Here is a 23448-nt window from a genome sequence, read left to right on the forward strand (position 1 = left end):
CTCCAAGAAAACAAAGTCTGCAAGCATTTCTAAGAAAAGTGTAAATTTGCGACCTTGTAATCATCTTTCATGAAACAACTAATCCTAAGTAAGAAACAAGTTATATTTTTCATCATCGCTGGTGGATTGAGCGCTATTGTTGAAGTAGGAAGTTTTAAGTTTTTCAGTGTTTTTATCCCAAAGATTTTTACATTGGAAACTGATTTTTTTGGGGTCCATTATCCTTTAAGTAATATTTTATCCACTAGCTTAGGGATTATCAGTAACTACTACTTAAGTATTTGGTTTGTTTTCGAACGTGGAAAGCACTCTAAAAAAAGAGAATTTGCTTATTTCATGCTCGTTTCATTTTTCAGTACCCTTCTAAGTTTGAGCTTTTTCCAAATCTTCTTCAGGTTTGTTTTTTCTGATAATTTCAGTGTTGGATTCTACACCTTCAGTCCAGAAATGATTAGTAAAATTGCCGCCATCATTATTACATCTATCCTTAGTTACTCTTTGAAGAAAAGAGTCGTATTTAATGGATAAACTTAATTTCATAAAAGGTTTTTAGAACTTACAATCTAAATTTATTACATTTGGTCATCTGTTCTTATAAATAGCATGACGATAGTTCTTAATTACCTGTGGCGTTTTTGGTTTGCTTTGCTGGGAACCGTTTTCACTTTAATATTTTTTATTCCCGTTTATAGTTTATCCTTTCGCAAGGAACACTATAAGTATGCCTATTTTTTTATCCGGCTTTGGTGTTATGCCATTTTCTATGGAATGGGATTCCGTTACCAGCTGACGAATCTTACTTCAAAAAAAACAATCAAAGACCAACAATATGTTATTATATCGAATCACACTTCGATAATGGACATTATGTTGATGCCTATCCTATTTCCTCATCACCCTTTATGTTTTGTAGGAAAGAAAGAGTTGGTTAAAATCCCTATTTTCGGAACCATCTACAAAAGAGTTTGTGTTATGGTTAACCGAACTTCTCCCAGAAGTCGCGCTGAAGTATATAAACGTTGTGGTGAACGAATGGACGAAGGAGATAGTATCGCTATTTTTCCAGAAGGTGGTGTCCCAGATGATACGTCAATTATTCTTGACCAGTTCAAAGATGGTGCTTTCAAACTTTCAGAAACTCATGATTCCCCTATAGCAGTTTTTGCGTTTTGTGGACTAAAAGAAATGTTTCCTTTCGATAATAGCAAGGGTTTTCCTGGTCGAGTACAAGTCTATTTTATTGATATTATGGAACCACAACCAGACATGAAAAATTTGGCTTTTAATAAAATCAAAAATATACTAGAAGACCACTATCCTAAGCAATAATGGCGACCTTGAATCAAGATAAAATTGATTGCCTCACCTCTTAAAACCAATGAAAACATGACTTTTATTAAGTTTTAAATAATTTATCAAAATGAGAAAATAATTAGCTATTTTTGTTAGCAACATTTCTTGATGGTACAATAAACTATATTCACTTGAAAGCTTTTTTTACAAATTCGAAAATAAACATTTAGATATATATGGATACACAAAAGACAAGTCAAAGCTATGCTTTGCCGATTTTGATGATGTTTTTACTCTTTTTCATCATTTCGTTTGTTACAGGTTTACAAAACCCAATGGCTGACATCTTAAAAGGGCAATTTAACTTAAGCAATGCTCAATCTCAATTAGCGAATGGCGCTGTATTTTTAGCATACCTTTTCATGGGTATTCCTGCGGGGAAAATGCTTGAAAAAATAGGTTACAAAAAATCCGCATTAACTGCATTGATTACAGGTTTTGTAGGAGTACTTATCTTATTCTTGGCTGGAAAAGCAGAATCTTTCCCTATTTATTTATTCGGAGCTTTTATCTCTGGATTCTCTATGTGTATTCTTAATGCCGTTGTTAATCCAATGCTTTCAGTATTAGGTTCACCAGTAGGAGCTAACCAAAGGCTGAATTTCGGTGGTGCTCTTAACTCACTTGGTGGAACTTTGGCACCAGTATTAGGTGGATTAGTGGTAGGAAACATTGCAAGTCCAACGATTTCCGATGCCAATCCTTTGCTTTATCTTTCTATGGGTATTTTCGCTTTGGTTTTTGTGGTTTTATCTTCGGTTAGCATTCCAGAACCGCACATCGTAAAAGCTTCAACTGAAAAAAATACTCACAGTCCATTATCCTTCAGACATTTTGTTTTAGGAATGGTGGCTATCTTTTTGTATGTTGGTGTAGAGGTTTCTATTTCTAACACAACCTTAAACTACCTAAAATCATTAAATTTCGATAAAGGAATTGCAGGTTCAATTGTTGGTACTTACTGGCTTCTAATGTTAGTTGGTCGTCTAATTGGAGGGGCTTTGGGAAAAACTTTTAGTTCTAAGCAAATGCTTACCACAGTTTCTGCTGTTGCCATTTTATTTGTAATAGGCTCGATCACCATGGGATTAGATTCCATGGCTTCTTTACCAGCGTTTTCAAGTCAAACGCTATCTTTTGTGATGACTCCAGTCCCTGTTAGCATATTGTTATTGATCCTTTGTGGTCTTTGCCTATCGGTAATGTGGCCAGCTATTTTCAACTTGGCTACTAACGGACTTGGAAAATATACCGCTCAAGGTTCTGGGTACTTCATGACCATGGTTGTTGGTGGTGGTGTTTTGCCATATATCCAAGCGTATGTTGTAGACTCAACAGGAAGTTACCCGTCTAGTTATTGGGTGGTTGTTATCGGATTAGCATTTATTTTATTCTATGCTCTTGTAGGTTGTAAAAACGTAAATACAGATATTAAAGTTGATTAATAATATGGATAAATCATATGCTATAGGAATTGATGTTGGAGGTACCAACACCAAATTCGGAATCGTAAACAGAAATGGAGAAATCCTAGTTCAAGATAGAATCAAGACCAACGAAGGTGGTAATGTTGAAAGTTTTATAGACGAACTTGCTTCAAAATTACAACCCATGATTGACCAGTTCGGAGGAGTTGATAATTTTGTGGGAATCGGAATGGGTGCACCTAACGCCAACTACTACAAAGGTACTATCGAACATGCAGCCAACCTCAAATGGAAAGGAATTATCCCAATGGCTGAGTTGCTCGAAAAGAAATTTCATCTTCCTGCGAAATTAACTAATGATGCTAATGCAGCTGCGGTTGGAGAGCACAAATATGGTGCCGCAAAACACATGAAGGATTTCATAACTATTACTTTGGGTACTGGTGTTGGAAGTGGTATTATCATCGATGGTAAAATCGTTCTTGGATTCAATGGATTTGCTGGAGAATTGGGACACGTTATTGTAAGGTATGACGGAAGGCCTCATAAAGGGACTGGACTTAAAGGTTCTTTAGAAGCATACGCTTCAGCAACTGGAGTTACAGAAACAGCAATTGAACTACTTCAAGAAAACCCAGATACGCCTAGTCTTTTAAGAAATTATCCTATTGGAGAACTTACAAGTGAGACTGTATATAAATGTGCAGCTCAAGGAGACCAATTGGCGAATGAGATTTTTCAATTTACAGGAAAAATTTTAGGAGAATCATTGGCAACTTTTGTTCACTTTGCAGCACCAGAAGCGATTATCCTTTTTGGTGGTTTGACAAAAGCTGGTGACCTTATTATGGAGCCAACCAGACAAGCAATGGAAGATAACTTATTACAAGTATTTAAAAACAAGGTCAAAATTCTTTTCAGTGAATTGAATGAAGCCGATGCGGCAATCCTTGGTGCTAGTGCCTTAGTATGGTAAAATCAATAAATACAAGGACAATAAAATTTTGGGCAGGTACACTACTTGCCCAATTTCTTTTGTTCTATATATTTTCAAAAATACCATTCGTAATAACCTTTTTTGAATGGGTGTTTAATCTGCAGAAAGCAATCCATCAAAAATTATTTGCTTGGATACCTTTCTCAATAGGAGATGTTCTTTACATCATTCTTGGACTCATCTTGCTAATTCTTATAATTAAAATTATAAGAAAGAAAACAAGAAAAAAAGCAATCCTTAACCTACTAATCCTTTTTAATATACTATACTTCACCTATCAAATATTCTGGGGTATGTTATATTTTCAAAAGCCAATTTCAGATAAAATATCAGATAAACAGTATGACTTGGAAGATGTAAAAAATTTAGCTGAGATTTATTTGAAAAAATGCCAAAAATCAAGGCTACTGACCAACCAAGACAAAAATGGCGTGTTCAGTCTCAAAGACATTCGTACGATTGAGGAAGAGATTCGTTTGCAACAAACGAATCTCCCACAAGAAATCAACAATAAAACCTCTTTTCAAACCCCAAATTATAAACCAAGTATATTTGGGTCATTCATGAATTATACGGGTATTTTGGGCTATTACAACCCCTTTACAGCCGAAGCTCAGTATAACAATCAACTGCCTGATACATTCCAACCTTTTACTCTTTCTCATGAAAGTGCACATCAAATGGGATATGCTAAAGAACAAGAGGCCAACTTCATAGGCTACCTTATTGGCAAGGATTCAAAAAATCCTGATTTAAGGTATTGCACAGAATGGTTTGTCCTCAAAAGTCTTTTATATAATATTAACCAAAAGGATGAAAAATTTGTTGATGAAACTCTTTTGAAATTTAGCCCTGAACTAAAAAGAGACTACGAATACGAAGTCAAATTTCAAAAGGAAAACGAAGGAATTATAAGCAGTTTCTTTCATGCTAGTAACGATCTATTTCTAAAATCAAATCAACAAGAAGGAAGCGTCACTTATTCTTATTTTGTTGACTTACTACTGCGATACGAAAACCTGTAAAATTTCAACAAAAAGAGAATCGTATCATTGATACGATTCTCCAAAAACACAAATGATGAAAAAAATTTAATGCCATTAAAAGCCAGAATGCTTTTTAATAGCTGCGTAAAGGTATGAATTTTTTTTTTACTTACTTACTTATTTTCATACTTTTTTTCAATTATTAAGATAAATAAAAAAACTCAACATTTCTGTTGAGTTTTTGTAGCGAAGACGGGAATTGAACCCGTGACCTCAGGGTTATGAATCCTGCGCTCTAACCATCTGAGCTACCTCGCCGTTTTTAGAGTGGTGCAAATGTAAAAATAATTTTTATAATAGCAAAAATTATTTCTTATTTAAAAACGTAAACACGTCAGAAACTTGATTCGGTTTTGCAATAATCTTATTTCCTGAGTCTAAAATGAAAAAAGTTGGAGTTGCAACAATATTGTACTTTTCTACAAGTTCACTATTCCATCCTCTAAGTTCGGTATCATTAACCCAAGAATAAACTTTCGCGGCTTTCTCAAATTTTTCCTTCTCCGAATCCAAAGAAAAACCTACCACTTCAATATTCTTTGATTTTAATTCTTGGTACTTCATTAGCAATTCGGGAAGCTCTTTCTCGCAATGAGAGCAGGTAGACGACCAAAAGACGACAATCTTCCTCTCAGCCTTAATATCTGCAACACTTTTAACTTTTGAATTAATAGCTAACTTAGAAAAAGTATGATTGGGAAAAACAGCGCCAATCTCAGTATTTTTATTAGCAGTTATGGTTGAAGCGAGACGGTCGGTAATAGTACATTTTAGAGAACTAGCCTCCTTAAGATACTTGTCCTTCAAATCTTGCATCGAGTAGACATCAAAAATCTCAATAAATTCGGATAATATCGTTTGCCCTCTCGGAGTTTCAACATTAACTTTCTTTAATAAGCCATCAATATTGGCTTCAACCCCAGATTTAGCACTTAAATTAAGATACTTAACCAAAATGGGCCTTAGCAAAGAGGACGTCTCCAAGTAACCATTTGACAAAACTAAAAAGCCCTCTATATCTTCCTTAGAAGCAGGAACTCCAGCAGAATCTTCAACCAAAAATTTATCATAATTATTTTGATAATAGCTTACAAATGGAAACTGGTCTTTATTAACTTTATAATCTTCACCTAATCTTGAAATCTCTTTGGACAGAGCTAATCCAAAATCAGTATTATCTTTATAGTATTCCTTTATCTGAACTAACGCAGGAAAGATTAATTCATTCTTCTGCTGAATATCTTGCATCCTCTCCATAGCTAAATTAGCAGCATCCAAATAAAGAACTTCTTTTACTTTATTATTGGAAACCTTCAAATTGATTTCAACATTCTTATTTTCAGAAACAAAGCTTACTGATTCATTAACTTCTGGAAAATACACTTTCATCATCCCATAATATGGATCTTTAACTTTAATTTTCCACTCACTGCCAGACTTAGTAACTTTATCTAAAACAACACTCTTAGAACCATCCAGTGTAAATAATATAGCCCCATTTGCGCTAAAACTATCCAACGGTTTGATAGTCACGGAAAACTGACCAAAACCAAGTACTGATATAAACAATGCGAATAAAAAAACAATCTTTTCCATAGAATACAAAATTAAAAAAACTCACCAATAATAGTGAGTTTTTATATAATAATCTAAATTACTTAACTTCTTGCTATTTGTCTTTTCAACTTCTGAGAGTAGAAAACTATAAACAAAACAGCTACTACAGCAAGAATATAGATGTAATCATCTATTGGGGAAGCTCCACCTGGTCCTACTCCACCAACACCCCCACGAGCTTGCGGTTCAGGAGCCGGAGGCTGTGCAATGACCAAAGTAAAGGTACACAAAAACACTACTAAACTTAAAACTACTCTATTAACAATCCTCATGATGATACTATTTTACTTATCTATTAATTTTTGTGTTTACCTTCTGTCCGTTATCCGCAACAATCTTAACTACATATGTTGTCTTAACAGTTTTGTCGAGATTCAAAACATGTATATTCTCAGTTGTTGTATTTTCAGACAAAACCAATTTTCCACTCATATCATAAACTTGAATATCAGCTGATTTCCAAGCTGGATCAAACTCCACTACATACTGATCAATAGAAGGACTGTAAACTACCATTGTTCTTGAAGGTTTTTCAGCAACAACATCTTCAGTGTTGATCTTAGTACTAGCCACTGGCGCTCCATAATAAAGTTTATATTCAAGAGCTGTCCTTGGAATCACTTGTCCTTGTTGTATCTGTCCAATTGTTCCATCCGCCGTCTTATAATAAAATGATAATCCACTAGACAATACACTCTGATTTTTACCAATCAATTGTGCGTTCTCTCTTACCTCAAACTTCAAAGAACTAATATTGGAACTATATAATGCCAATGGGGCCGCCTTACCTTGGAAATCCACTTCATTAGCTTCATTAACATATAACCAATATTTAGAAGTATAATTAGAATCATATCCGCCATTAGCAGCGTTCTCTTCAAAAATACCAATAACACTATTACTTCCTGCTGCGACCTGAGTAGAACGATTAGTTGTATGACCGCTAGTTCCCTCTGGATAAACCACATAGTACGTACGTCCTAATTCATTTCCAGAATTATCCAAAGCAATCACAGCCAACTGCTTAACTGTACTTGTATTAGCCGCTCTAGCTGTTACGCTATAGTCAGTAGAACTAGATCTTGCTGTATAACCAAATCTTCTTAGATTATCAAAATTAACTGTTGGTTGAACGGTATTGTTAGCTAATTTAATAACAAATGTCCCCATCGGCTCGATTACCATCTTATCCACATCTGCAACAGGAACCAGACCACTCGTGTATGTCACATAGTATGACGCGCCATTTGGCGTTGACGTAGTAGCTCCATTTGCCAGTGATGTTACAGTTGCTGGGCTAAATCTAACCCCAACAATATTGGAAATATCTATACCATCTCCAGTCGCTGCAGATTCAATTACACCAACATTAGATAAATCTAGGTTTGTAAAATATGGGTTACCAAATTGATAAATATTTCTTCCATAAGTACCACTCCAAGGATTTGCCTTCTCAAACTCATCTTGTACGTAAGAGTCATATCTCTCTCCATACACATTTCTTGCTAAGCCTCCTCCAAAATTAACGCCCAATCCTGCATCTTTAAGTGTTGCGGTAATACCGTTAGCAATTGGAACTCCACTTATGTTAAAGATTCTTGATCCAGTATCCAAGTTTTTGCTACCAATCATATAGTATCCTGTTGAAGGAAAAGAAATGCCTGTAGTTGTATTTAAACTAGTGGCATGCGTAGAAACAACAGTTCTATTGTTCCATACCAAAATCTCATTTTGAGACCATCTAGTAGTACTAAAAGTTTTTCCAAACTCAGTATTCAAGCTACTTAATTTTTTACCATAAAACGGCATCGCCATCTGCTGATATGTACCTTGCTTGGTTTTCTTAAACTCTTTTGTTACCCAACCTAAAATATTTGCTTGAGGAATCCCGTGTATGAAAAGCTGACCGTAACTACCATCCGTATTCAGTCTAAGAAATATTCGGTCACCCCATATCCTTGGAGTTCCATTTGCTTGAGTTGTTTTAAATGCATCGCTAGATCCTCCGACCACCATTACATTTCCATGTATATCCAATATGCCTGATCCCTTCGTTTCAACACCTCCTCCGTTATACATCAAAGCATCTTCACCGATATAGAAAAGTCCACCGGTGTCAACATAAGTTAGGACATCATTCTGAGCATTTGCAGATAATGCCATAGCTACAAGTCCAAGCGTTAATAAATTTTTTTTCATTTTCTTTTGTTTTTGTGTGTTATACAAAAATCGTAATAACTCATTTGCAAAGATATTTATTTTTTTTTAAAATCAAAATTATTACAGATCAATTCATTTGAATGTTATCAATTAGGACTTTTTTATCCTCTAAATCACCGATTGAAAACATATAATCCTCTAATACTTTCTCCGTTGTCCCTCTCAACCCTCTCGCTCCTAGACCTTTTTCTAAGGTCTCTTCTACAATTTGCATAATGGCATTGTTGGTAAATTCCAATTCTATGCCATCCATCTTAAAAAGTTCTGCGAATTGATTAACAATTGAGTTTTTAGGTTCTTTCATAATTCGTGCCAAAGTATCTTTTGTCAACTTATCTAGATAAGTAATTACCGGAAAACGACCTAACAACTCTGGTATTAGTCCAAATTTTCTTAAATCTACTGCATTTATCTTTTTTAAAATATCTTCATCGTCTTCAGTTTTATTTATTTTTTCAGAACTGAAACCGATAGCTTGTTTATTGAGTCTTCTCTCAATGATTTCCTTAATTCCATCAAAAGCTCCTCCTGCAATAAATAAGATATTCTGTGTATTAACCTGAATATATTTTTGGTCCGGGTGCTTCCTACCACCTTGAGGCGGAACATTAACAATACTACCCTCTAGTAATTTCAACAATCCTTGCTGAACACCTTCTCCTGAAACATCCCTTGTTATACTAGGATTATCAGATTTTCTGGCAATTTTGTCAATTTCATCAATAAAAACAATTCCTTTTTCTGCCTTTTCGACATCATAATCAGCAACCATTAATAATCGCGACAAGATACTTTCGACATCTTCTCCTACATATCCAGCTTCAGTAAGAATGGTAGCATCAACAATACAAAATGGAACATTTAATTCTTTTGCAATCGTCTTGGCAAGTAAAGTTTTACCTGTACCCGTCTCCCCAATCATAATGATGTTCGACTTATCAATCTCTACCTCACGATTCTCATCTTGAGCATGTAACAGACGTTTATAATGATTATAAACTGCTATGGACAATTGTTTCTTTGCCTGATCTTGCCCAATCACATATTGATCAAGGAAGGCTTTTATCTCCTTCGGTTTCTTTAATTCCGAAATAGTCTCTGCTGGAGCAAAACCATTCTTGCTGACACTATCCTTTACAATTGCATGAGCTTGCTCGATACAATTTTCACATATAAATCCGTGCTGACCCGACACTAATATTTCTACCTCTTTTCTTGACCTTCCGCAGAACGAACATTGATTAGAATTCATCTTTATATAATTCTTTATGAAAATAATTTGCCAAAGTATGGATAATTGGCAATTAAATTATGTGTTTGCTATTTTTTGTTGGATTTCCGAATACTCTTCTGGACTAAAAACAAGACGTTCATTTCCAAAATTCAATTCGGAAATTCCAGAAATTGGAACCAAATGAATATGTGCATGAGGAACTTCAATTCCGACAACAGCAATCGTGACTCTTTTCTCAGGATACGTCTTCTCTAATTTCTTTGCAACTTGTTGTGCAAAACTCCACAATTCTCTGAAGTCTTGGTTTTCTAAATCAAAAATTAGATCTACCTCTTTTTTAGGAATTACTAATGTATGACCTTCCACCAAAGGCATCACATCTAAAAAAGCCAAATGTTTTTCGTCTTCAGCTATTTTATATGAAGGAATTTCTCCTTTAACAATTTTCGTAAAAATAGTACTCATGACTTCAATAGTTTTTTAATGAATATCAAAGAAACTTACAGTGTAATCTCTAAAACCTCAAAGGAAAGCTTGTTTCCATTTGGAAGCACAATATCAGCCGTATCACCAACAGACTTTCCTAAAAGCCCTTTTGCAATCGGAGTGTTTACGGAAATTTTACCACTTTTAAGATCACTCTCATTATCAGGAACTAAAGTAAATTTTTGCTCCTGTTTTGAAATATTATTTAGTAACCTAACCGTCATCAAAATAGAAACTTTGGAGCTATCTAATTGTGACTCGTCAATTATTTTGGAATTGGCAATTACATCTTTCAATTTAGAAATCCTCATCTCCAGCATTCCTTGTGCTTCTTTCGCAGCATCATATTCTGCATTTTCAGACAAATCCCCTTTATCTCTAGCTTCAGCAATCTGCTGAGTAATCTTTGGTCTCTCTATTGTTTCCAATTGTTCCAATTCGGATTTCATCTTGTCTAATCCTTCTTTTGTAACGTATGCTGCCATAATTTTATCTTATTTTTTAGAAATAAAAAAATTATCCGACATTTGTCGGACAATGTTTGGTTTCAAAATTCGTTTTACAAAGATATAAATATTTTTTATATGAGCATAAAATCCATTATTAAAATATTATCAATTATATTGGTATTCAGTAGTTTAAGTTTAAACTCATGCAGAAACGAAGAAGAAACCGTAAGTTGTTTTCCTAATTCACCAGTTAACGTCGTGCTAAATCTGAATTTACCCGCTTATTATAATCTGCAAAATGTGGGAGGTTGGATATACGTTAATGAACAAAACTCCGGAACAAGAGGACTAATTGTCGTAAGAACTTCTGGAGGCTTCAAAATCTATGACCGCAATGCACCTCATCTTTGCCCTGACAGCAATACTACTTTAAAAGTTGTTGATAATATCAAAATTGTTTGCGAAAAAGATGGCGCCGAATGGATCTTGCTAACTGGCCAACCAACTGCGGTCGCTTCGTTAGCTCCCAAAACTTATGCCTACAATTACGATTCTTCTACTCAAACTCTGAGCATCTACAATTAATAATTTATGAAAGTCGTAATACAGAGATCTAAAGAATCCACTGTTACAGTAGATAACAAAATCGTAGGTGCAATTACCAAAGGACTCGTCCTTTTGATAGGAATCGATGAAGACGACCAAGAACAAGATGTTGATTGGCTGGTTCAAAAAATATTAAATCTTAGAATTTTTTCTGACCCGGAAGGAAAAATGAATCTTTCTGTGCTTGATATATCTGGTGAAATCCTTTGCATTAGTCAATTCACATTAATTGCAGATTACAAAAAAGGAAATCGACCTTCTTTTATCAAAGCCGCGAAACCAAATCAGGCTATTCCCCTTTTTGAATACTTCAAATCTGAAATCTCCAAAGGCGGACTTAAAACCGAAGCGGGAATTTTTGGCGCTGACATGAAGGTTTCAATCCTCAATGACGGACCTGTCACTATTGTAATGGACAGCAAGTCCAAAATATAAAACACCAATAATCAACGAATTAAATAACTATTTATATATTTTAACATTTATTAATTGTAGTTTCGCACTATCTTTGTTGAAATCAGACAATAATATAATTAACAAAATTTGAAAATGAACAAAAGAATTTTCTTAGCATTACCATTTTTGCTAGCTGGGATGGTTTCTGCACAACAAAAAACAACACCAGTAGCTACTACAACTTCAGCAGTTGCTCCCAATCTAACTGAAGACCAAAAAGCGTCTTATTATATTGGACTTGACATTGCAAGAAATATGAAACGCCAAGGTTTTAATCTTGATGTTGACATGCTCTCTAAAGCAATGAAGGAAGAATTGGCTGGAAGCCCAAAATTGTTGCCAGAATCAGAAATGAATAGTTTTCTACAAGCTTATTCTCAAAAAATGAATGAGAAAAAGATGGCAGAAGAGAAAGCTTTAGGGGAAGCTAACAAGCAAAAAGGTATTGCTTTTCTTGAGCAAAACAAGAAAAACAAGAACATAAAAACAACTGCGTCGGGATTACAATATGAAGTTCTTAAGGAAGGCGACAAAGTGACCAAGCCAAAAGAAACTGACATGGTAACCGTAAAATATACAGGAAAGTTAATCGACGGAACTGTTTTCGATTCTACTGAAAAAAATGGAGGCCAACCTATCGACATCCCACTTAATGGAGTAATCAAAGGTTGGACCGAAGGAATCCAATTGATGAGCAAAGGATCTTCTTACAGATTCTACATCCCTTCTGATCTAGCTTACGGAGAGCGAGGCGCAGGAAACGTCATTCCTCCGGGAAGTACACTTATTTTTGATGTCGAATTAGAGAACATCAAAGATAACACACCACCGCCACCACCACCTGCTCCAGCAAAATAATTAAAACAAAGAAACGCTTCACTTGTTGAAGCGTTTTTTTATTAAATAAATTTAAATTCATCGAAAACAATATAAAATCCTACGTCCTAAAAGGAGAATTCAAGTTTCATTCTTTTCAAAAGCTATAATAGAGAAAAAAGAAATATTATTACGCTATACATATTAATAATAATCATTTATGCTAATTTTTGTGGTAATCATAATTTATTATTTTTGCTAATAACTAAACAAACTTTGAAAAAAAATGAAAATCTTTACATTATCTCTCGGACTTTTTAGTAGTCTAATTTTTAGCCAAGTGGGAATCAATACCAGATCACCCAAAGCAACTTTTGACATCCAAATTGCACCTAACACAACAACTCCGGTAGGAATGATTCCTCCGAGAATCTCAGCCGACTCTCTACAAACTAAAGACTCATTATATGGAGCCGACCAAAATGGAACGCTAATCTATGCCAACGCTCCTGTAAATGAAAATCTAGCATCTCACAAAACCAAAAAAATTACGAGCGTAGGATATTATTTTTATGATGCTAATTATTTAAATCCTGACAATAGCCTAGGAACTTGGCTTCCAATAAATAATACCGATAAATACGCATTTGCAGCAAAAGGCGCAACCGGACTTAGCTTACTTTCACTTGGCATCAATCTTTTAGGTTCAGAATTCAGAACGATTGACTTCTCCTCACCTACTTTACAATATAGCATGGGAGATTCCTACATATCCAATAATCAATATCAAGTCCAAAAATCAGGTTTATACGCCATTAATTATAGTCTCCGATTCGGACAAGGTATTTCAGCAGAACTTTTGTCTGCTCAAAGACCAGGCCTTGCCATTTCGAAAAATACATCAGGAAACACAACTCTTTTGGATTATAGAATTTTCGGAGGAGTCCAACTCTTGGACCTTAATTCGGTTTCCTTACCTTTAATTGGAAATGTCAGCTTAGGCGTTGCCAATGTTTCTCTTACACAAGGACAAATATCTCATATTTATCATCTAAACCAAGGTGATTCGCTCAATTTTGGAGTAATAACTGGAGGACTCGACCTTTCAGTCTTGGGTGATGCGTCAGCAGAACTCTCGATTTACAAATTAAACTAAACTCACAAAAAAAGGAGTAACCACTAATTGATTACTCCTTATATCTCATAAATTAGAACTTTCTTTACTCCGTTTTTGGAGAGCTTGTAAAGTTCAAAGTACTTCTAATTGCCAAATCAGAAGTTGGTGCAGATTTTAAAACATAAACAATCTTCTGCTGAACAACACTTCCAGACTTCATCGTGTTATCTAATAGTTTGCTATAATCAACATCTAAAGAAAGCGAAGTACCAAGATTATCAGCTATATTATCTCTTGATGCTAACAAAACTTCATTACTCCCAGTAGTCAAATAGACTTTTACACTTTTAAAAATTCCCATTCCGTGGTCTCCACTAGTTATCGTCAAAGTCGAATTAGAAAGTCTAATATCTTTAACATTAGTAGAAGTCCCTACCAACTGATTAATTCCGGTCCCTGCTCCTATCACAGACAACGTCGTGTTTGCAGGCGAACCTGATGTTACAGTAATATTAGAATTAAAAGGAAATGTATTCTGCATAATCGACGAAACAGTCGAACAACTCGCCATCACCGCCATGGCGATTACTCCAAATAGTACTTTTTTCATATCAAAAATTTACGTGACAAATTTAGCAAATTCAAGAAAAACTCAATTTTATTTAAACGAACATTTAAAAATAAAATTATGTAAACCCATCCTTATTTTATCGTTTCATAAAATAAAATTTTTGACAAAAAAGTAGCTTCCTTTTTCTGTTCAACTTTATTCCTAATTTCTCTCTTTAAATCATCATCCTTTGTGCGTTCGGCATATTTTAGCATTTGCTTTTCGCTAAAGTTGATTGAACTCAAATGAAAGTTAACTGCAAAATCGCTTCGCTTGCTGTTATGTGCAGTAATAATTCCACCCCAGTTGATATAACTACAAATAAGGACAACACCGTACACATACCAAACCATTCTATTAAATAAGAACGCATTGGTCTTTTGTTTCTGAATTTTAATAAATGTATAAATCAACCCAATCAAGCTAAGACTTAGGAAAGCAATAACACCCAATCTTTTATAAGTCAATCCGTAGTTTTGGATGTACTCCATATTTTTTACAAAAGCGGAAAAAACCAAGACAGCATTGAGCGTCATCCATATTTTTGCTAAAATTTTCAAGAAACCAGCTTTTTTATCAAAGTTAAAATTGGATTTGAAATAAAACAAAATCACCACAATCGCCATAATAATAGACATAATCACGGCATTAACTCGCTCATGCGTCTCGGTTGAAAGTTGATTAGGCGATTTTTGAAACTCATAAAACTGCTCGTAATTAAAAGTGAAAATAAAGGACACCAAAAGAATATTAAGCGCCAAAAGTGAAACTACGCCACTTGTTCTTTCTGCATCCAAGTCCATGAAGCTCCATGTTGGACGAGCTATTTTATCTTCCTGAAGAAAATCATTTTTCAGGTGATGATTTTGTCCGTAGATGAATTTTGGAACGGCATAATTCCAAAGATTGAATGCAATAAAAAAGCCTAAAATAAAAAGCCCAATAACTTGTCCTGGATTAAAATCCCATTCCAAATTGCTAAATAAATTAGCAAAATGGTCACTCCCTACAGAATAGATTCCAAAGAATATCGTCACCAGAATAAGCGGAATAACTACAACTGAAATTATCTTTTGAGCTAAGCCGGTCGTGTTATGTTTTGGGTACCATTCTTCGATTCTAAAAACTCTTACGATGAAAGTAAAAAAGTTGATTGCAAAGGTTGGAATCAGCAAGAGTGGTTTCAGTTCTTTGTTTTGAGATTTGAAAGCTAATAAAAAAGTGAAAAAAAGAACCGCCAAAAAAGATACAAAATCCGCAAACCATGCAAACGCAAATGAAGACAAAATTAAGGCGACAAACACAGCAAAAAAGGAATTATCACGACTGCGTTTTGGCGTTTGATAAAAAGTAAATCCAGCATAAACCAGCCCGAGAACACCGAGATTAAGCCCTAAATTTTCGTTGTAAAACAATATGACAAATAGAGCTGCTGCGAGAAAAAGAATTTGATATTTTTTCATTTTAGTGAAGTTAGGTGTTAGACTTTAGACACGAGATATGAGATATTAGATTTTAGAAAATTGTGGATTCGGGTTGGATTGGTTGAAAATAAATTCTTTCAGGGAATGAATGTTTTTGTCTAACAAGTCCTCAAAATTCCAATGATAAAAAGGCCTCATTTTTCTTCCTTTTCTGAATGCTTTCAAATACATTTTCAAATGTTCAGGATAAACAAAAGTTCCAAAAGTGATGGCTCCTAAAAGATATGCACTTCTTTTCCCATTCCCTAAAAGCAAATATTGCATGGCGATTTCATCAGGCATTTTGGTTCCATATGAAGTTAAGAGATGATGTACATCGTGATTTTCATACTTTGGAATCATTCGGAAACCATGAGTTTTATAAAATTCGCCAAGTTTTCGACCAAGAGAATCCGCCTGAAAGTAAAGCAATTGTTCTTCAGTGAAAGTCCACTGTCTTTTTTTTCTTTTAAAGAATCTTCGATAATTTTTTTGTGCAAATGCAATTACAAAGAGCAGAAAATTTAAGCGTAAGTTTTTCATAATTTGGTTGTTTTAGGGTTGTTAAGTCCTTAGGCCTACAAATTTTTGCATTCCTAAAAAAGATTGATTAAGGTTGAATTATTATCTAAGTATTGATGACTACAGGTTTTCTGTATTCTAATTGAGGTTCTTTGCGATTGACTTTTGATAGCAAAGTTTCCAGAAGTGGAAGCATTTTGTTGAGACCTTCAGTTTTGATAATGAAATTCCAAAGTGGTTCGAACTTCTTCCATCCACCAGTATAGAAAAAATGTTTCAGAATGTGTTTCACGGAATCGTGATTAAGGGAAGATTTCAGAATATTATTCCAACTGTAAAATTCTTTATAAGCCCAATCGTAACCTGCCTTTAAATCTTCTGCAGAAATATTTTTCGTTTGGTAAACTACATTTCTGGTGTCATACAAATCCCAGTTTTTAGTAAGAATTCGCCCTTCCTTTTCAAAATCCTGAAACAGTTTGGTCCCAGGATAAGGAGTCAAAACATGATAAGTAGAGGTGGTAATTGCGTTTTTTACTCCCCAATCTACTGTTCTTTGGAATACATCATTTTTATCTTCATCCAATCCAAAAACAAAACTTCCGTTAATCATAATTCCCAACGAATGCAGTCTTTTTACGGCTTCTTCATAGTCTTTTTTTAGATTTTGTTTCTTATTACTTTGTTTCAAATTCTCTTCAGAAAATGTTTCAAAACCCACAAATAAACTTCTCAATCCCGCTTCTGCTGCTTTCTCGATAATATTTCCTCTAAGAATTGCATCTACAGTTGAAGCACCCTGAAAAACACGATTCATTCCTCGCATCCCTTCAAATAGTTCTGCAGCAAATTTTTGATTTCCCAGAAGATGGTCATCCAAAAAGTACAAATGTTTTCCCGGAAGTCGGTCGATTTCTGCCAAAGCATCATCTACCAATTGGGTGTAGAATGATTTACCTCCGATGAAAAAAGCATCTTTATAACAAAAATCGCAGTGATGAGGGCATCCTTTGGTAACCACAATAGAATTTGGGACAAGATATTTTTCCCTTTTAATCAAATCTCTTCTCACAGGTGGAAGTGTCTCTAAAGTTCTTACAGAAGAAAAATAACGTTTCTTTGGTTTTCTATTTCTGAAATCTTTTAAAAATTCAGGAAAGGTTTCTTCACCTGGACCAAGAAATATGGAATCCGCATGAAGTTCAGCTTCCTCCGGAAGTGACGTTACGTGCAAACCGCCGAGACAAACATAACAACCTTTTGCCCGGTAATAATCTGCAATTTCGTAGGAACGATAAGCATTGGTGATATATACTTGAATAATAACCAAGTCTGGCTCATCGTCCAGTTTTAATTTTTCAACATGTTGGTCTATTAATTCTACTTCGTCATCGTCAGAAAGATAACTTGCTAAAGTAGCCAATCCCAAAGGTGGAAAAAGTGAATATTTTATTGGTCTCCAATACGGATTCTCAGCTTCCGTAAGGGATGGTAGAATCATTTTTACTTTCATTGTTTTGTGGTTTTGGATTTAAAAATTAAGAAAATAGATATTGAATAAAAAGTGAAACCGGAATTATCGGAGGAAGTGAAATAGAAAAATAATACCCTAAGTTGAAAAGGTTTTGTCTAAATATATCAGAGCCCTTCTCGTTGTAATACATATCATATATACTTCCCAAAGTGTAACAGGCATTAGCAAAAAGCAATGCGAATAAAAATCCAATTCCTTGAAATAGTATCGTAAATAGTGTAATCTCAAAATCCTCATCAATTGGATAAATCAACCAAATACCGATGGCACTGTAAAGAATAAATGATACAGCTCCTGAAAGGATAAGACCAATATTGTATTTCAATCTTCGCTTCCACCACCAATCTTTTATTTTATCTAAATTCTTATTCATTGGCTAAAGAATTGAAAGTCCGATCCAAGCATATAAAAGTGCAATTGGAACATTAATAAACATGATTAAACACGCTTTCACACAATCCTTGTATTGAGTTTGAAAATAAAAACTGTACAATAAAAGCCCAGAAATTACAAGCAAATTGGCTAAACCAACATAAAGAAGTGAACCAAATCCATAGTATGCAAAGTCAATATCATGAGTAAAAATATATCCGAACATAAAGATGTTACTGAGAATAAAGGAAATCCAAAAGAAGAACTTTCCGATGTTGATGATTTTTAAATTTTTCATAACTGTGTTTTTTTGTGGATTAAATTCTACGAGCCGTTTTGAGGGAAAAATACATCAGATTGAGTAAGATTCCCATAAGAATGGTAACTCCCCAAGTTCCTGGATTCTCAAATGGATAAATAAATCTGTATAAAATATCTTGTAATAAATTCAGTGGATTACTGACGACATCCCAACTGTTCCATCTTTGAAATCTTCCGAGATAAACTCCAAAACTACTGATGAACAGAAACAGAATCAACATCAGATTTACCCACTTTTTACTGCAGAATTGTTCAACATATTTTTCAATTTGCAACAGGCTTACAAATCCGAAAATCAGCCCAGTCCACGCATATGAAAGAATAACCAACAAATCGAACCAAACCGGAATTGAGTTGCGTTCTTTAAGGTGAAATAAGTCCGTTAGAATATAGGGTGCATTGGGGAAAAATAAAATCCAGACGATAAACAGAAGTCCTAACACCAACTTATTCTTAATTTGCGTATGAACGATGAATGAACTTATCAGCAACGGAACAAGCGCCAAAAATAAATTCCAATTGAGAAATAGATAAATTTTAGTATCACTAACAATATATCTCAGGACAAACAATCCAAGACTAAAAATGCTTAGAAAACCGAGTAAAACAATTTCTTCTTTACGTATGAGTTTCAAATTTTGTGTATTCATATTTTATGCTTTTTGAAGTGTAAATACTGTAATTCCTGGACGGACTCCGAAGCGAATCGGGTAAGAATTTCCTAAAGCACGATTAACATAAAGTGTTCTTCCGGCCTCCAAATCAATTTTTCCTTTGACATACTTTTTATTTTTTATGGGAACAATTGGTGCGTAATCGGCAATCGGAACTTTGCATTGTCCACCGTGAGTATGTCCACTGAGAATCCAACCATCATAACCATTCCAAACATCAAGATCACAAGCATCAGGATTATGACAAAGAATCAGATTGGCTTTGGTATTATCATAGAACTCCATGACTTTCATCGGATTGAAATTGGGAGACCACAAATCTTCAAATCCAATAATATTAAGTCCCGAAATCTCCATTTGTTCATTATTAAGAATCGGAATTCCGTAACCTCTTAAAATGTTGCAAATATTTCCTGCGGAGTCCAAATCTTTCCAACTTTTCCCGTAATCGTGATTACCAAGAACTCCAACTGTTCCGATATTTCCAAGAACTGCATGTTTCATCACTTTGTGTAATGCTTCGTTTTCTTCTACATTTCCATGCTGTACAAAATCACCTGTATAAACCACGAAATCAGGATTGAATTTCTTTGCTTTTTCAAAAGAGTCAATTAGAAATTGCCAATCGAACCGATTACTCACATGCAAATCTGAAATCTGCATCAGTTTCTTCCCAACCAAATGCTCTGGAAGATTTTTGATGGGCATTTTTATTTCGACAAATTCCAACCAATATGGTTCGACTTGCCAAGAATACAATGCAGGAAAAGCACCGACAACAGCCAGTTGAAACATGCGCTTTAAGAATATCTTTCTCGTCATTTTTTTGAATCGAATTTTAACTTCTCGCCAATGGACTTCCGAAAATCCCTACCGCCAATTCAGCCCAAATGAGAGCAAAGACGATAAAAATTCCTATAGCAATTAGAATTCGGTTTCGAATTGACTTTACTTTTCGAAGTGTGAAATCAATCCCGAAAGCTAAACTGAAAAGTAAAACTCCACCGATTAAGAAATCAAAAATTGACCAATTGACTTCTTTGGTAAATTGCATTGCGAAAAACGGTAGTGATAACAATATTCCTGCGATGGAATAGATAACTGTGCTTTGTTGTTTCTGTGTCATCTTATTTAATTATAAATGTTAAATTTTTGATTTTAAATTAATTTATTTAAAGTACTTTGAACTGCAAAGTGAAATTCTAAAAAATTAAAGGCTTACACCTTTTTAACAATAATCATATTTATGTCTCGGGTTTCGGGTAACGAGTCTTATATTTTAATTCTTAATTTTCACTTTCCAACTCGTTTCTCGTAACTCGAAACGCGTCTCTATTTCCCTAAAAGTTTTTCCAAAGCAGTCAAGTGTTCATTGAAGGCTTTTCTTCCGCTTTGGGTTACTCTATAGGATGTTTTCGGTTTTTTTCCGACAAATTCTTTTTTAATTTCAATATATTCTACTTTCTCTAAAGCAGTACTGTGGCTTGCCAAATTACCATCGGTTACGTCCAGCAAATTTTTCATTTCGTTAAAATCCACCCAATCATTAACCATCAACACGGACATAATCCCGAGTCGAACACGACTTTCAAAGTTTTTGTTGAGATGATTAATATTAAGCATTATATCTTTTCAAGTTTTTCAAAATTCAAATTTAACTGTTTCTGATCACAAAATATGACCAAAAACGCCATCAACTAATATGACAAACATTGCCCAAGGTGCCAACAAAATAATGATACAATTCAAAATAATTAGAAAAGTCTTCATTTTGTAACTCACAATATGTCTGTATTTCCGAGAAGCTATCGTTATCAAAAGAACTACAATTGAAATAAAAAATCCAGGAAACACTCCATTAAAGTAAGTCGCAGTAATTGTTACTACTATCGCCATTATTGCAAAAATCAACGAAATTAATGTGACGATATTTAGTGTCTTAGTTTTCATGTTTCTTATTTTGTTAAACTTACATTTCTAATTTTCAAATAATCATAGACTGTAGGGTCTATTGCGATGATTTGTCCATTTTTTATATTTTCAATAGTCACAAAATCGTGGTCTTTAAAAAATGGATTTTTGAAATACTGATGGACATCTACTCCAAAAATTTCAATTTTCCCAACTCTATGCTTTACTTGCCATTCATTGTCCAATCCATTAAATTTCACTTGTTTATTAAGTAATGAAGCGAAAAAATTAGCGTAACCTATGCAATTTGCCTCTCCATTAATCAATAATTCATTTGGGTTTGATGAGCATTTATTAAAACAAAAAATCAGCTGTTGAGAAGTTTTATCTAAAGTAAAATCAATCAAATCTTCAACATTTTCACTTTCATAATTTTCGATGTTAACAACACTATCAAAATTTACTATCTCCCTTTCGTCAACGCCTTTATATTTTACAGCTACTCTAAAAAGAAAACCCCTAAATACTATCGCGACAATCGTGATTACTAATATTATAAAGAAGAATCTTTTTAAAAATTTTAACATCTTAGCTTGATTACATCCTTGACAATAAATTATTCATACTTTTTATACATCACCAATCCATAAATGACATGGAGCAATCCAAATCCAATCGTCCAAAATACCAATCCCCATCCTAAAAAGAAAAGAGATATTAATCCTAAAATAATTTCAAAATATCCTAAATATTGAACATCCGTTAAAGTATATTTTGAGGCGTTAACTAAAGCTAATCCATAAAAAATAAGTGTTGCCGGAGCGATAAATACAAATAAATGATGGTATAAAAGTGCTAAACAAAAAACACCACCCGTAACCAAAGGAATTGCAAAATTAAAAACCAAACGTTTGGTTGTTGCATCCCAAATCTTAACGCCTTTCTTCTTGCTTTTTCTTGCTGTGAAAAAATATCCCACTGAAATTGCAACTGTTAAAATGACTAAGCCCGCCAAAAATAAATGCGTTACTAAATCTTTACCGAAAACATTACGCTCTCCGTCAAAATAGCTAATCCCATTTTTTTCAAAAAGAAAATAAACATAGATGGCTCCGGCTAAAGCTGTGATTCCGGCGAAAACTCCTGAAAGTCCAGAAAGAGAGATGAATCGAGAGCTTCTCTCCATCATTTGACGGATATGAGATAGGTCTTCGTGAAAATTTTTTGACTCCATATAAAGCACTTTGAATTGCAAAGTTAAAATTTATTTTAAAACTGCAAAATCTTTTTTTAAAATTTCTATCAATAAAAAGTTGCTTTAATTTTTAAAGCGCATTTACTTTCATAAAATGACAAAAACTTATTTAACAATTTGTATTTTTGTGTAAAATAAACGCTTAAATATGTTACAAGATATTAGAGTTGCTGTAGATGCTGTTGTTTTCGGTTATTTTGCGAAGAAAGAACTCAACGTTTTGTTGATTCAACGAAATATTGAACCTTTTAAAGGCGATTGGGCGTTACCGGGTGGATTGGTTTTGAATAATGAAAGTCTGGATGATGCCGTAAAACGAGAACTGATGGAAGAGGCAGGAATCAAGCCTGACTTTTTGGAGCAACTTTATTCTTTCGGAAATCCAGAGCGTGACCCTCGAAATCGCGTCGTTTCTGTAGCATACTTTGGTTTGGTTAATCCGACTTATCATCGTCTCCAAGCTTCTACTGATGCAGATGATGCGAAATGGTTTAATATCAATAATCTTCCCAAACTCTCTTTCGACCACCAAGAAATTTTGGATAAAGCTATAGAACGTTTAAGAACCAAAATCCAATATCAACCCATTGGATTCAATTTACTGAAGAAAGAATTTCCGTTTTCTGACTTAGAAGATTTATACAAAACCATTATCGGACAAGAAATCGACCGAAGAAATTTTAGAAAAAAAATTATGAGTTTCGGATTTTTAGAGGAAACCGACAAAGTCCATCAAGAAGGTAGCGGAAGACCAGGGAAACTTTTCAAAATCAATCCTAAAAAATATCAAGAACTCGAAAAAGAAGGCTTCTATTTTGAAATTAAATTAGGCTAAAATCGCATTATTACTTTAAATTATTGAATTAGGCATTTAAGCAATAATTTGTTTGTAAGAGATTGGTTTTGATATAACCATTCTTTGGATGGGGTTTTCAAAAATTCCTTCTTTCATAAGATGTCTG

At 34.2% G+C, this 23448-nt stretch carries 29 protein-coding genes and 1 tRNA gene; 10 read left to right on the plus strand and 20 right to left on the minus strand.

Going from position 1 to position 23448, the window contains the following annotated elements; all coding sequences use genetic code 11:
* The first annotated feature begins 69 nt into the window (after positions 1 to 69).
* The 5 genes from AC4AGG_RS04880 to AC4AGG_RS04900 all read left to right on the plus strand — a co-directional run bounded on the left by AC4AGG_RS04880 (position 70) and on the right by AC4AGG_RS04900 (position 4802).
* Entirely contained in the window at positions 70 to 528 is a 459-nt protein-coding gene (locus AC4AGG_RS04880) for a GtrA family protein (RefSeq protein WP_489770866.1), read from the plus strand.
* A gap of 75 nt (positions 529 to 603) precedes the next feature.
* Entirely contained in the window at positions 604 to 1329 is a 726-nt protein-coding gene (locus AC4AGG_RS04885) for a lysophospholipid acyltransferase family protein (RefSeq protein WP_489770867.1), read from the plus strand.
* A gap of 200 nt (positions 1330 to 1529) precedes the next feature.
* Positions 1530 to 2798 carry an MFS transporter gene (locus AC4AGG_RS04890; protein ID WP_489770868.1) on the plus strand — a complete coding sequence of 423 codons (1269 nt, stop codon included), beginning with the start codon at positions 1530 to 1532 and terminating at the stop codon, positions 2796 to 2798.
* Positions 2799 to 2802: 4 nt separating this feature from the next.
* Entirely contained in the window at positions 2803 to 3756 is a 954-nt protein-coding gene (locus tag AC4AGG_RS04895) for an ROK family protein (protein ID WP_489770869.1), read from the plus strand.
* Positions 3750 to 4802 (plus strand): DUF3810 domain-containing protein, encoded by a 1053-nt coding sequence (locus AC4AGG_RS04900; RefSeq protein ID WP_489770870.1) that lies wholly within the window; start codon positions 3750 to 3752, stop codon positions 4800 to 4802. The genes AC4AGG_RS04895 and AC4AGG_RS04900 overlap by 7 nt, the downstream gene beginning before the upstream one ends.
* A gap of 205 nt (positions 4803 to 5007) precedes the next feature.
* Here AC4AGG_RS04900 and AC4AGG_RS04905 read toward each other — a convergent pair.
* The 7 genes from AC4AGG_RS04905 to greA all read right to left on the minus strand — a co-directional run bounded on the left by AC4AGG_RS04905 (position 5008) and on the right by greA (position 10865).
* Positions 5008 to 5081: transfer RNA gene (locus AC4AGG_RS04905), tRNA-Met, on the minus strand.
* A gap of 48 nt (positions 5082 to 5129) precedes the next feature.
* Positions 5130 to 6419 (minus strand): TlpA family protein disulfide reductase, encoded by a 1290-nt coding sequence (locus AC4AGG_RS04910; protein ID WP_489770871.1) that lies wholly within the window; start codon positions 6417 to 6419, stop codon positions 5130 to 5132.
* A gap of 62 nt (positions 6420 to 6481) precedes the next feature.
* Positions 6482 to 6712 (minus strand): signal peptidase, encoded by a 231-nt coding sequence (locus tag AC4AGG_RS04915; RefSeq protein WP_489770872.1) that lies wholly within the window; start codon positions 6710 to 6712, stop codon positions 6482 to 6484.
* 16 nt (positions 6713 to 6728) lie between these two features.
* Complete coding sequence (locus tag AC4AGG_RS04920) at positions 6729 to 8639, minus strand: T9SS type A sorting domain-containing protein (protein WP_489770873.1); 1911 nt, start codon at positions 8637 to 8639, stop codon at positions 6729 to 6731.
* An 88-nt stretch (positions 8640 to 8727) separates the two neighbouring features.
* Positions 8728 to 9912: an ATP-dependent Clp protease ATP-binding subunit ClpX gene (gene clpX / locus AC4AGG_RS04925; protein ID WP_489770874.1), complete on the minus strand. Its 1185-nt coding sequence runs from the start codon at positions 9910 to 9912 to the stop codon at positions 8728 to 8730.
* Positions 9913 to 9969: 57 nt separating this feature from the next.
* The gene (locus tag AC4AGG_RS04930; protein WP_489770875.1) at positions 9970 to 10359 is read right to left on the minus strand and encodes an HIT family protein; all 390 of its coding nucleotides are present in this window, start codon (positions 10357 to 10359) and stop codon (positions 9970 to 9972) included.
* A 35-nt stretch (positions 10360 to 10394) separates the two neighbouring features.
* Positions 10395 to 10865 carry a transcription elongation factor GreA gene (gene greA, locus AC4AGG_RS04935; RefSeq protein ID WP_489770876.1) on the minus strand — a complete coding sequence of 157 codons (471 nt, stop codon included), beginning with the start codon at positions 10863 to 10865 and terminating at the stop codon, positions 10395 to 10397.
* Between the two features lie 99 nt (positions 10866 to 10964).
* Here greA and AC4AGG_RS04940 point away from each other — a divergent pair, with 99 nt between their 5' ends.
* The 4 genes from AC4AGG_RS04940 to AC4AGG_RS04955 all read left to right on the plus strand — a co-directional run bounded on the left by AC4AGG_RS04940 (position 10965) and on the right by AC4AGG_RS04955 (position 13863).
* Positions 10965 to 11414 (plus strand): hypothetical protein, encoded by a 450-nt coding sequence (locus AC4AGG_RS04940; protein WP_489770877.1) that lies wholly within the window; start codon positions 10965 to 10967, stop codon positions 11412 to 11414.
* Positions 11415 to 11420: 6 nt separating this feature from the next.
* Positions 11421 to 11870, plus strand: coding sequence for a D-aminoacyl-tRNA deacylase (gene dtd, locus AC4AGG_RS04945; protein WP_489770878.1), 450 nt, complete (start codon positions 11421 to 11423; stop codon positions 11868 to 11870).
* A 114-nt stretch (positions 11871 to 11984) separates the two neighbouring features.
* The gene (gene bamJ, locus AC4AGG_RS04950) at positions 11985 to 12749 is read left to right on the plus strand and encodes a BamJ family beta-barrel-assembly machinery protein (RefSeq protein ID WP_489770879.1); all 765 of its coding nucleotides are present in this window, start codon (positions 11985 to 11987) and stop codon (positions 12747 to 12749) included.
* 244 nt (positions 12750 to 12993) lie between these two features.
* Complete coding sequence (locus tag AC4AGG_RS04955) at positions 12994 to 13863, plus strand: hypothetical protein (RefSeq protein ID WP_489770880.1); 870 nt, start codon at positions 12994 to 12996, stop codon at positions 13861 to 13863.
* Positions 13864 to 13927: 64 nt separating this feature from the next.
* On the opposite strand, the gene AC4AGG_RS04960 is transcribed toward AC4AGG_RS04955, so the two are convergent.
* The 13 genes from AC4AGG_RS04960 to AC4AGG_RS05020 all read right to left on the minus strand — a co-directional run bounded on the left by AC4AGG_RS04960 (position 13928) and on the right by AC4AGG_RS05020 (position 22465).
* Positions 13928 to 14434, minus strand: coding sequence for a hypothetical protein (locus AC4AGG_RS04960; RefSeq protein WP_489770881.1), 507 nt, complete (start codon positions 14432 to 14434; stop codon positions 13928 to 13930).
* Between the two features lie 92 nt (positions 14435 to 14526).
* Positions 14527 to 15897 carry a DUF4153 domain-containing protein gene (locus AC4AGG_RS04965; RefSeq protein ID WP_489770882.1) on the minus strand — a complete coding sequence of 457 codons (1371 nt, stop codon included), beginning with the start codon at positions 15895 to 15897 and terminating at the stop codon, positions 14527 to 14529.
* A gap of 45 nt (positions 15898 to 15942) precedes the next feature.
* Entirely contained in the window at positions 15943 to 16440 is a 498-nt protein-coding gene (locus AC4AGG_RS04970; RefSeq protein ID WP_489770883.1) for a Coq4 family protein, read from the minus strand.
* 85 nt (positions 16441 to 16525) lie between these two features.
* Positions 16526 to 17932 carry a B12-binding domain-containing radical SAM protein gene (locus AC4AGG_RS04975; RefSeq protein ID WP_489770884.1) on the minus strand — a complete coding sequence of 469 codons (1407 nt, stop codon included), beginning with the start codon at positions 17930 to 17932 and terminating at the stop codon, positions 16526 to 16528.
* Positions 17933 to 17957: 25 nt separating this feature from the next.
* A complete protein-coding gene (locus AC4AGG_RS04980; protein WP_489770885.1) occupies positions 17958 to 18326 on the minus strand; it encodes a hypothetical protein in 369 nt (122 codons plus the stop codon).
* A 3-nt stretch (positions 18327 to 18329) separates the two neighbouring features.
* Positions 18330 to 18623, minus strand: coding sequence for a hypothetical protein (locus AC4AGG_RS04985; protein WP_489770886.1), 294 nt, complete (start codon positions 18621 to 18623; stop codon positions 18330 to 18332).
* Positions 18624 to 18642: 19 nt separating this feature from the next.
* Positions 18643 to 19296, minus strand: a complete 654-nt coding sequence (locus AC4AGG_RS04990; RefSeq protein WP_489770887.1) for a DUF1361 domain-containing protein — start codon at positions 19294 to 19296, stop codon at positions 18643 to 18645.
* Positions 19297 to 19299: 3 nt separating this feature from the next.
* The gene (locus AC4AGG_RS04995; protein WP_489770888.1) at positions 19300 to 20142 is read right to left on the minus strand and encodes a metallophosphoesterase; all 843 of its coding nucleotides are present in this window, start codon (positions 20140 to 20142) and stop codon (positions 19300 to 19302) included.
* 16 nt (positions 20143 to 20158) lie between these two features.
* Entirely contained in the window at positions 20159 to 20446 is a 288-nt protein-coding gene (locus tag AC4AGG_RS05000) for a hypothetical protein (protein WP_489770889.1), read from the minus strand.
* Between the two features lie 206 nt (positions 20447 to 20652).
* Positions 20653 to 20943: a winged helix-turn-helix domain-containing protein gene (locus tag AC4AGG_RS05005; RefSeq protein ID WP_489770890.1), complete on the minus strand. Its 291-nt coding sequence runs from the start codon at positions 20941 to 20943 to the stop codon at positions 20653 to 20655.
* 45 nt (positions 20944 to 20988) lie between these two features.
* Entirely contained in the window at positions 20989 to 21270 is a 282-nt protein-coding gene (locus tag AC4AGG_RS05010) for a hypothetical protein (protein ID WP_489770891.1), read from the minus strand.
* Positions 21271 to 21275: 5 nt separating this feature from the next.
* Entirely contained in the window at positions 21276 to 21818 is a 543-nt protein-coding gene (locus AC4AGG_RS05015; protein WP_489770892.1) for a hypothetical protein, read from the minus strand.
* 29 nt (positions 21819 to 21847) lie between these two features.
* Complete coding sequence (locus tag AC4AGG_RS05020; protein WP_489770893.1) at positions 21848 to 22465, minus strand: hypothetical protein; 618 nt, start codon at positions 22463 to 22465, stop codon at positions 21848 to 21850.
* 169 nt (positions 22466 to 22634) lie between these two features.
* On the opposite strand from AC4AGG_RS05020, the gene AC4AGG_RS05025 reads away from it, so the two are divergent.
* Positions 22635 to 23321, plus strand: a complete 687-nt coding sequence (locus tag AC4AGG_RS05025) for an NUDIX hydrolase (RefSeq protein WP_489770894.1) — start codon at positions 22635 to 22637, stop codon at positions 23319 to 23321.
* Positions 23322 to 23448 lie beyond the last annotated feature (127 nt).

Source organism: Chryseobacterium sp. CG10_8 (assembly GCF_058117085.1).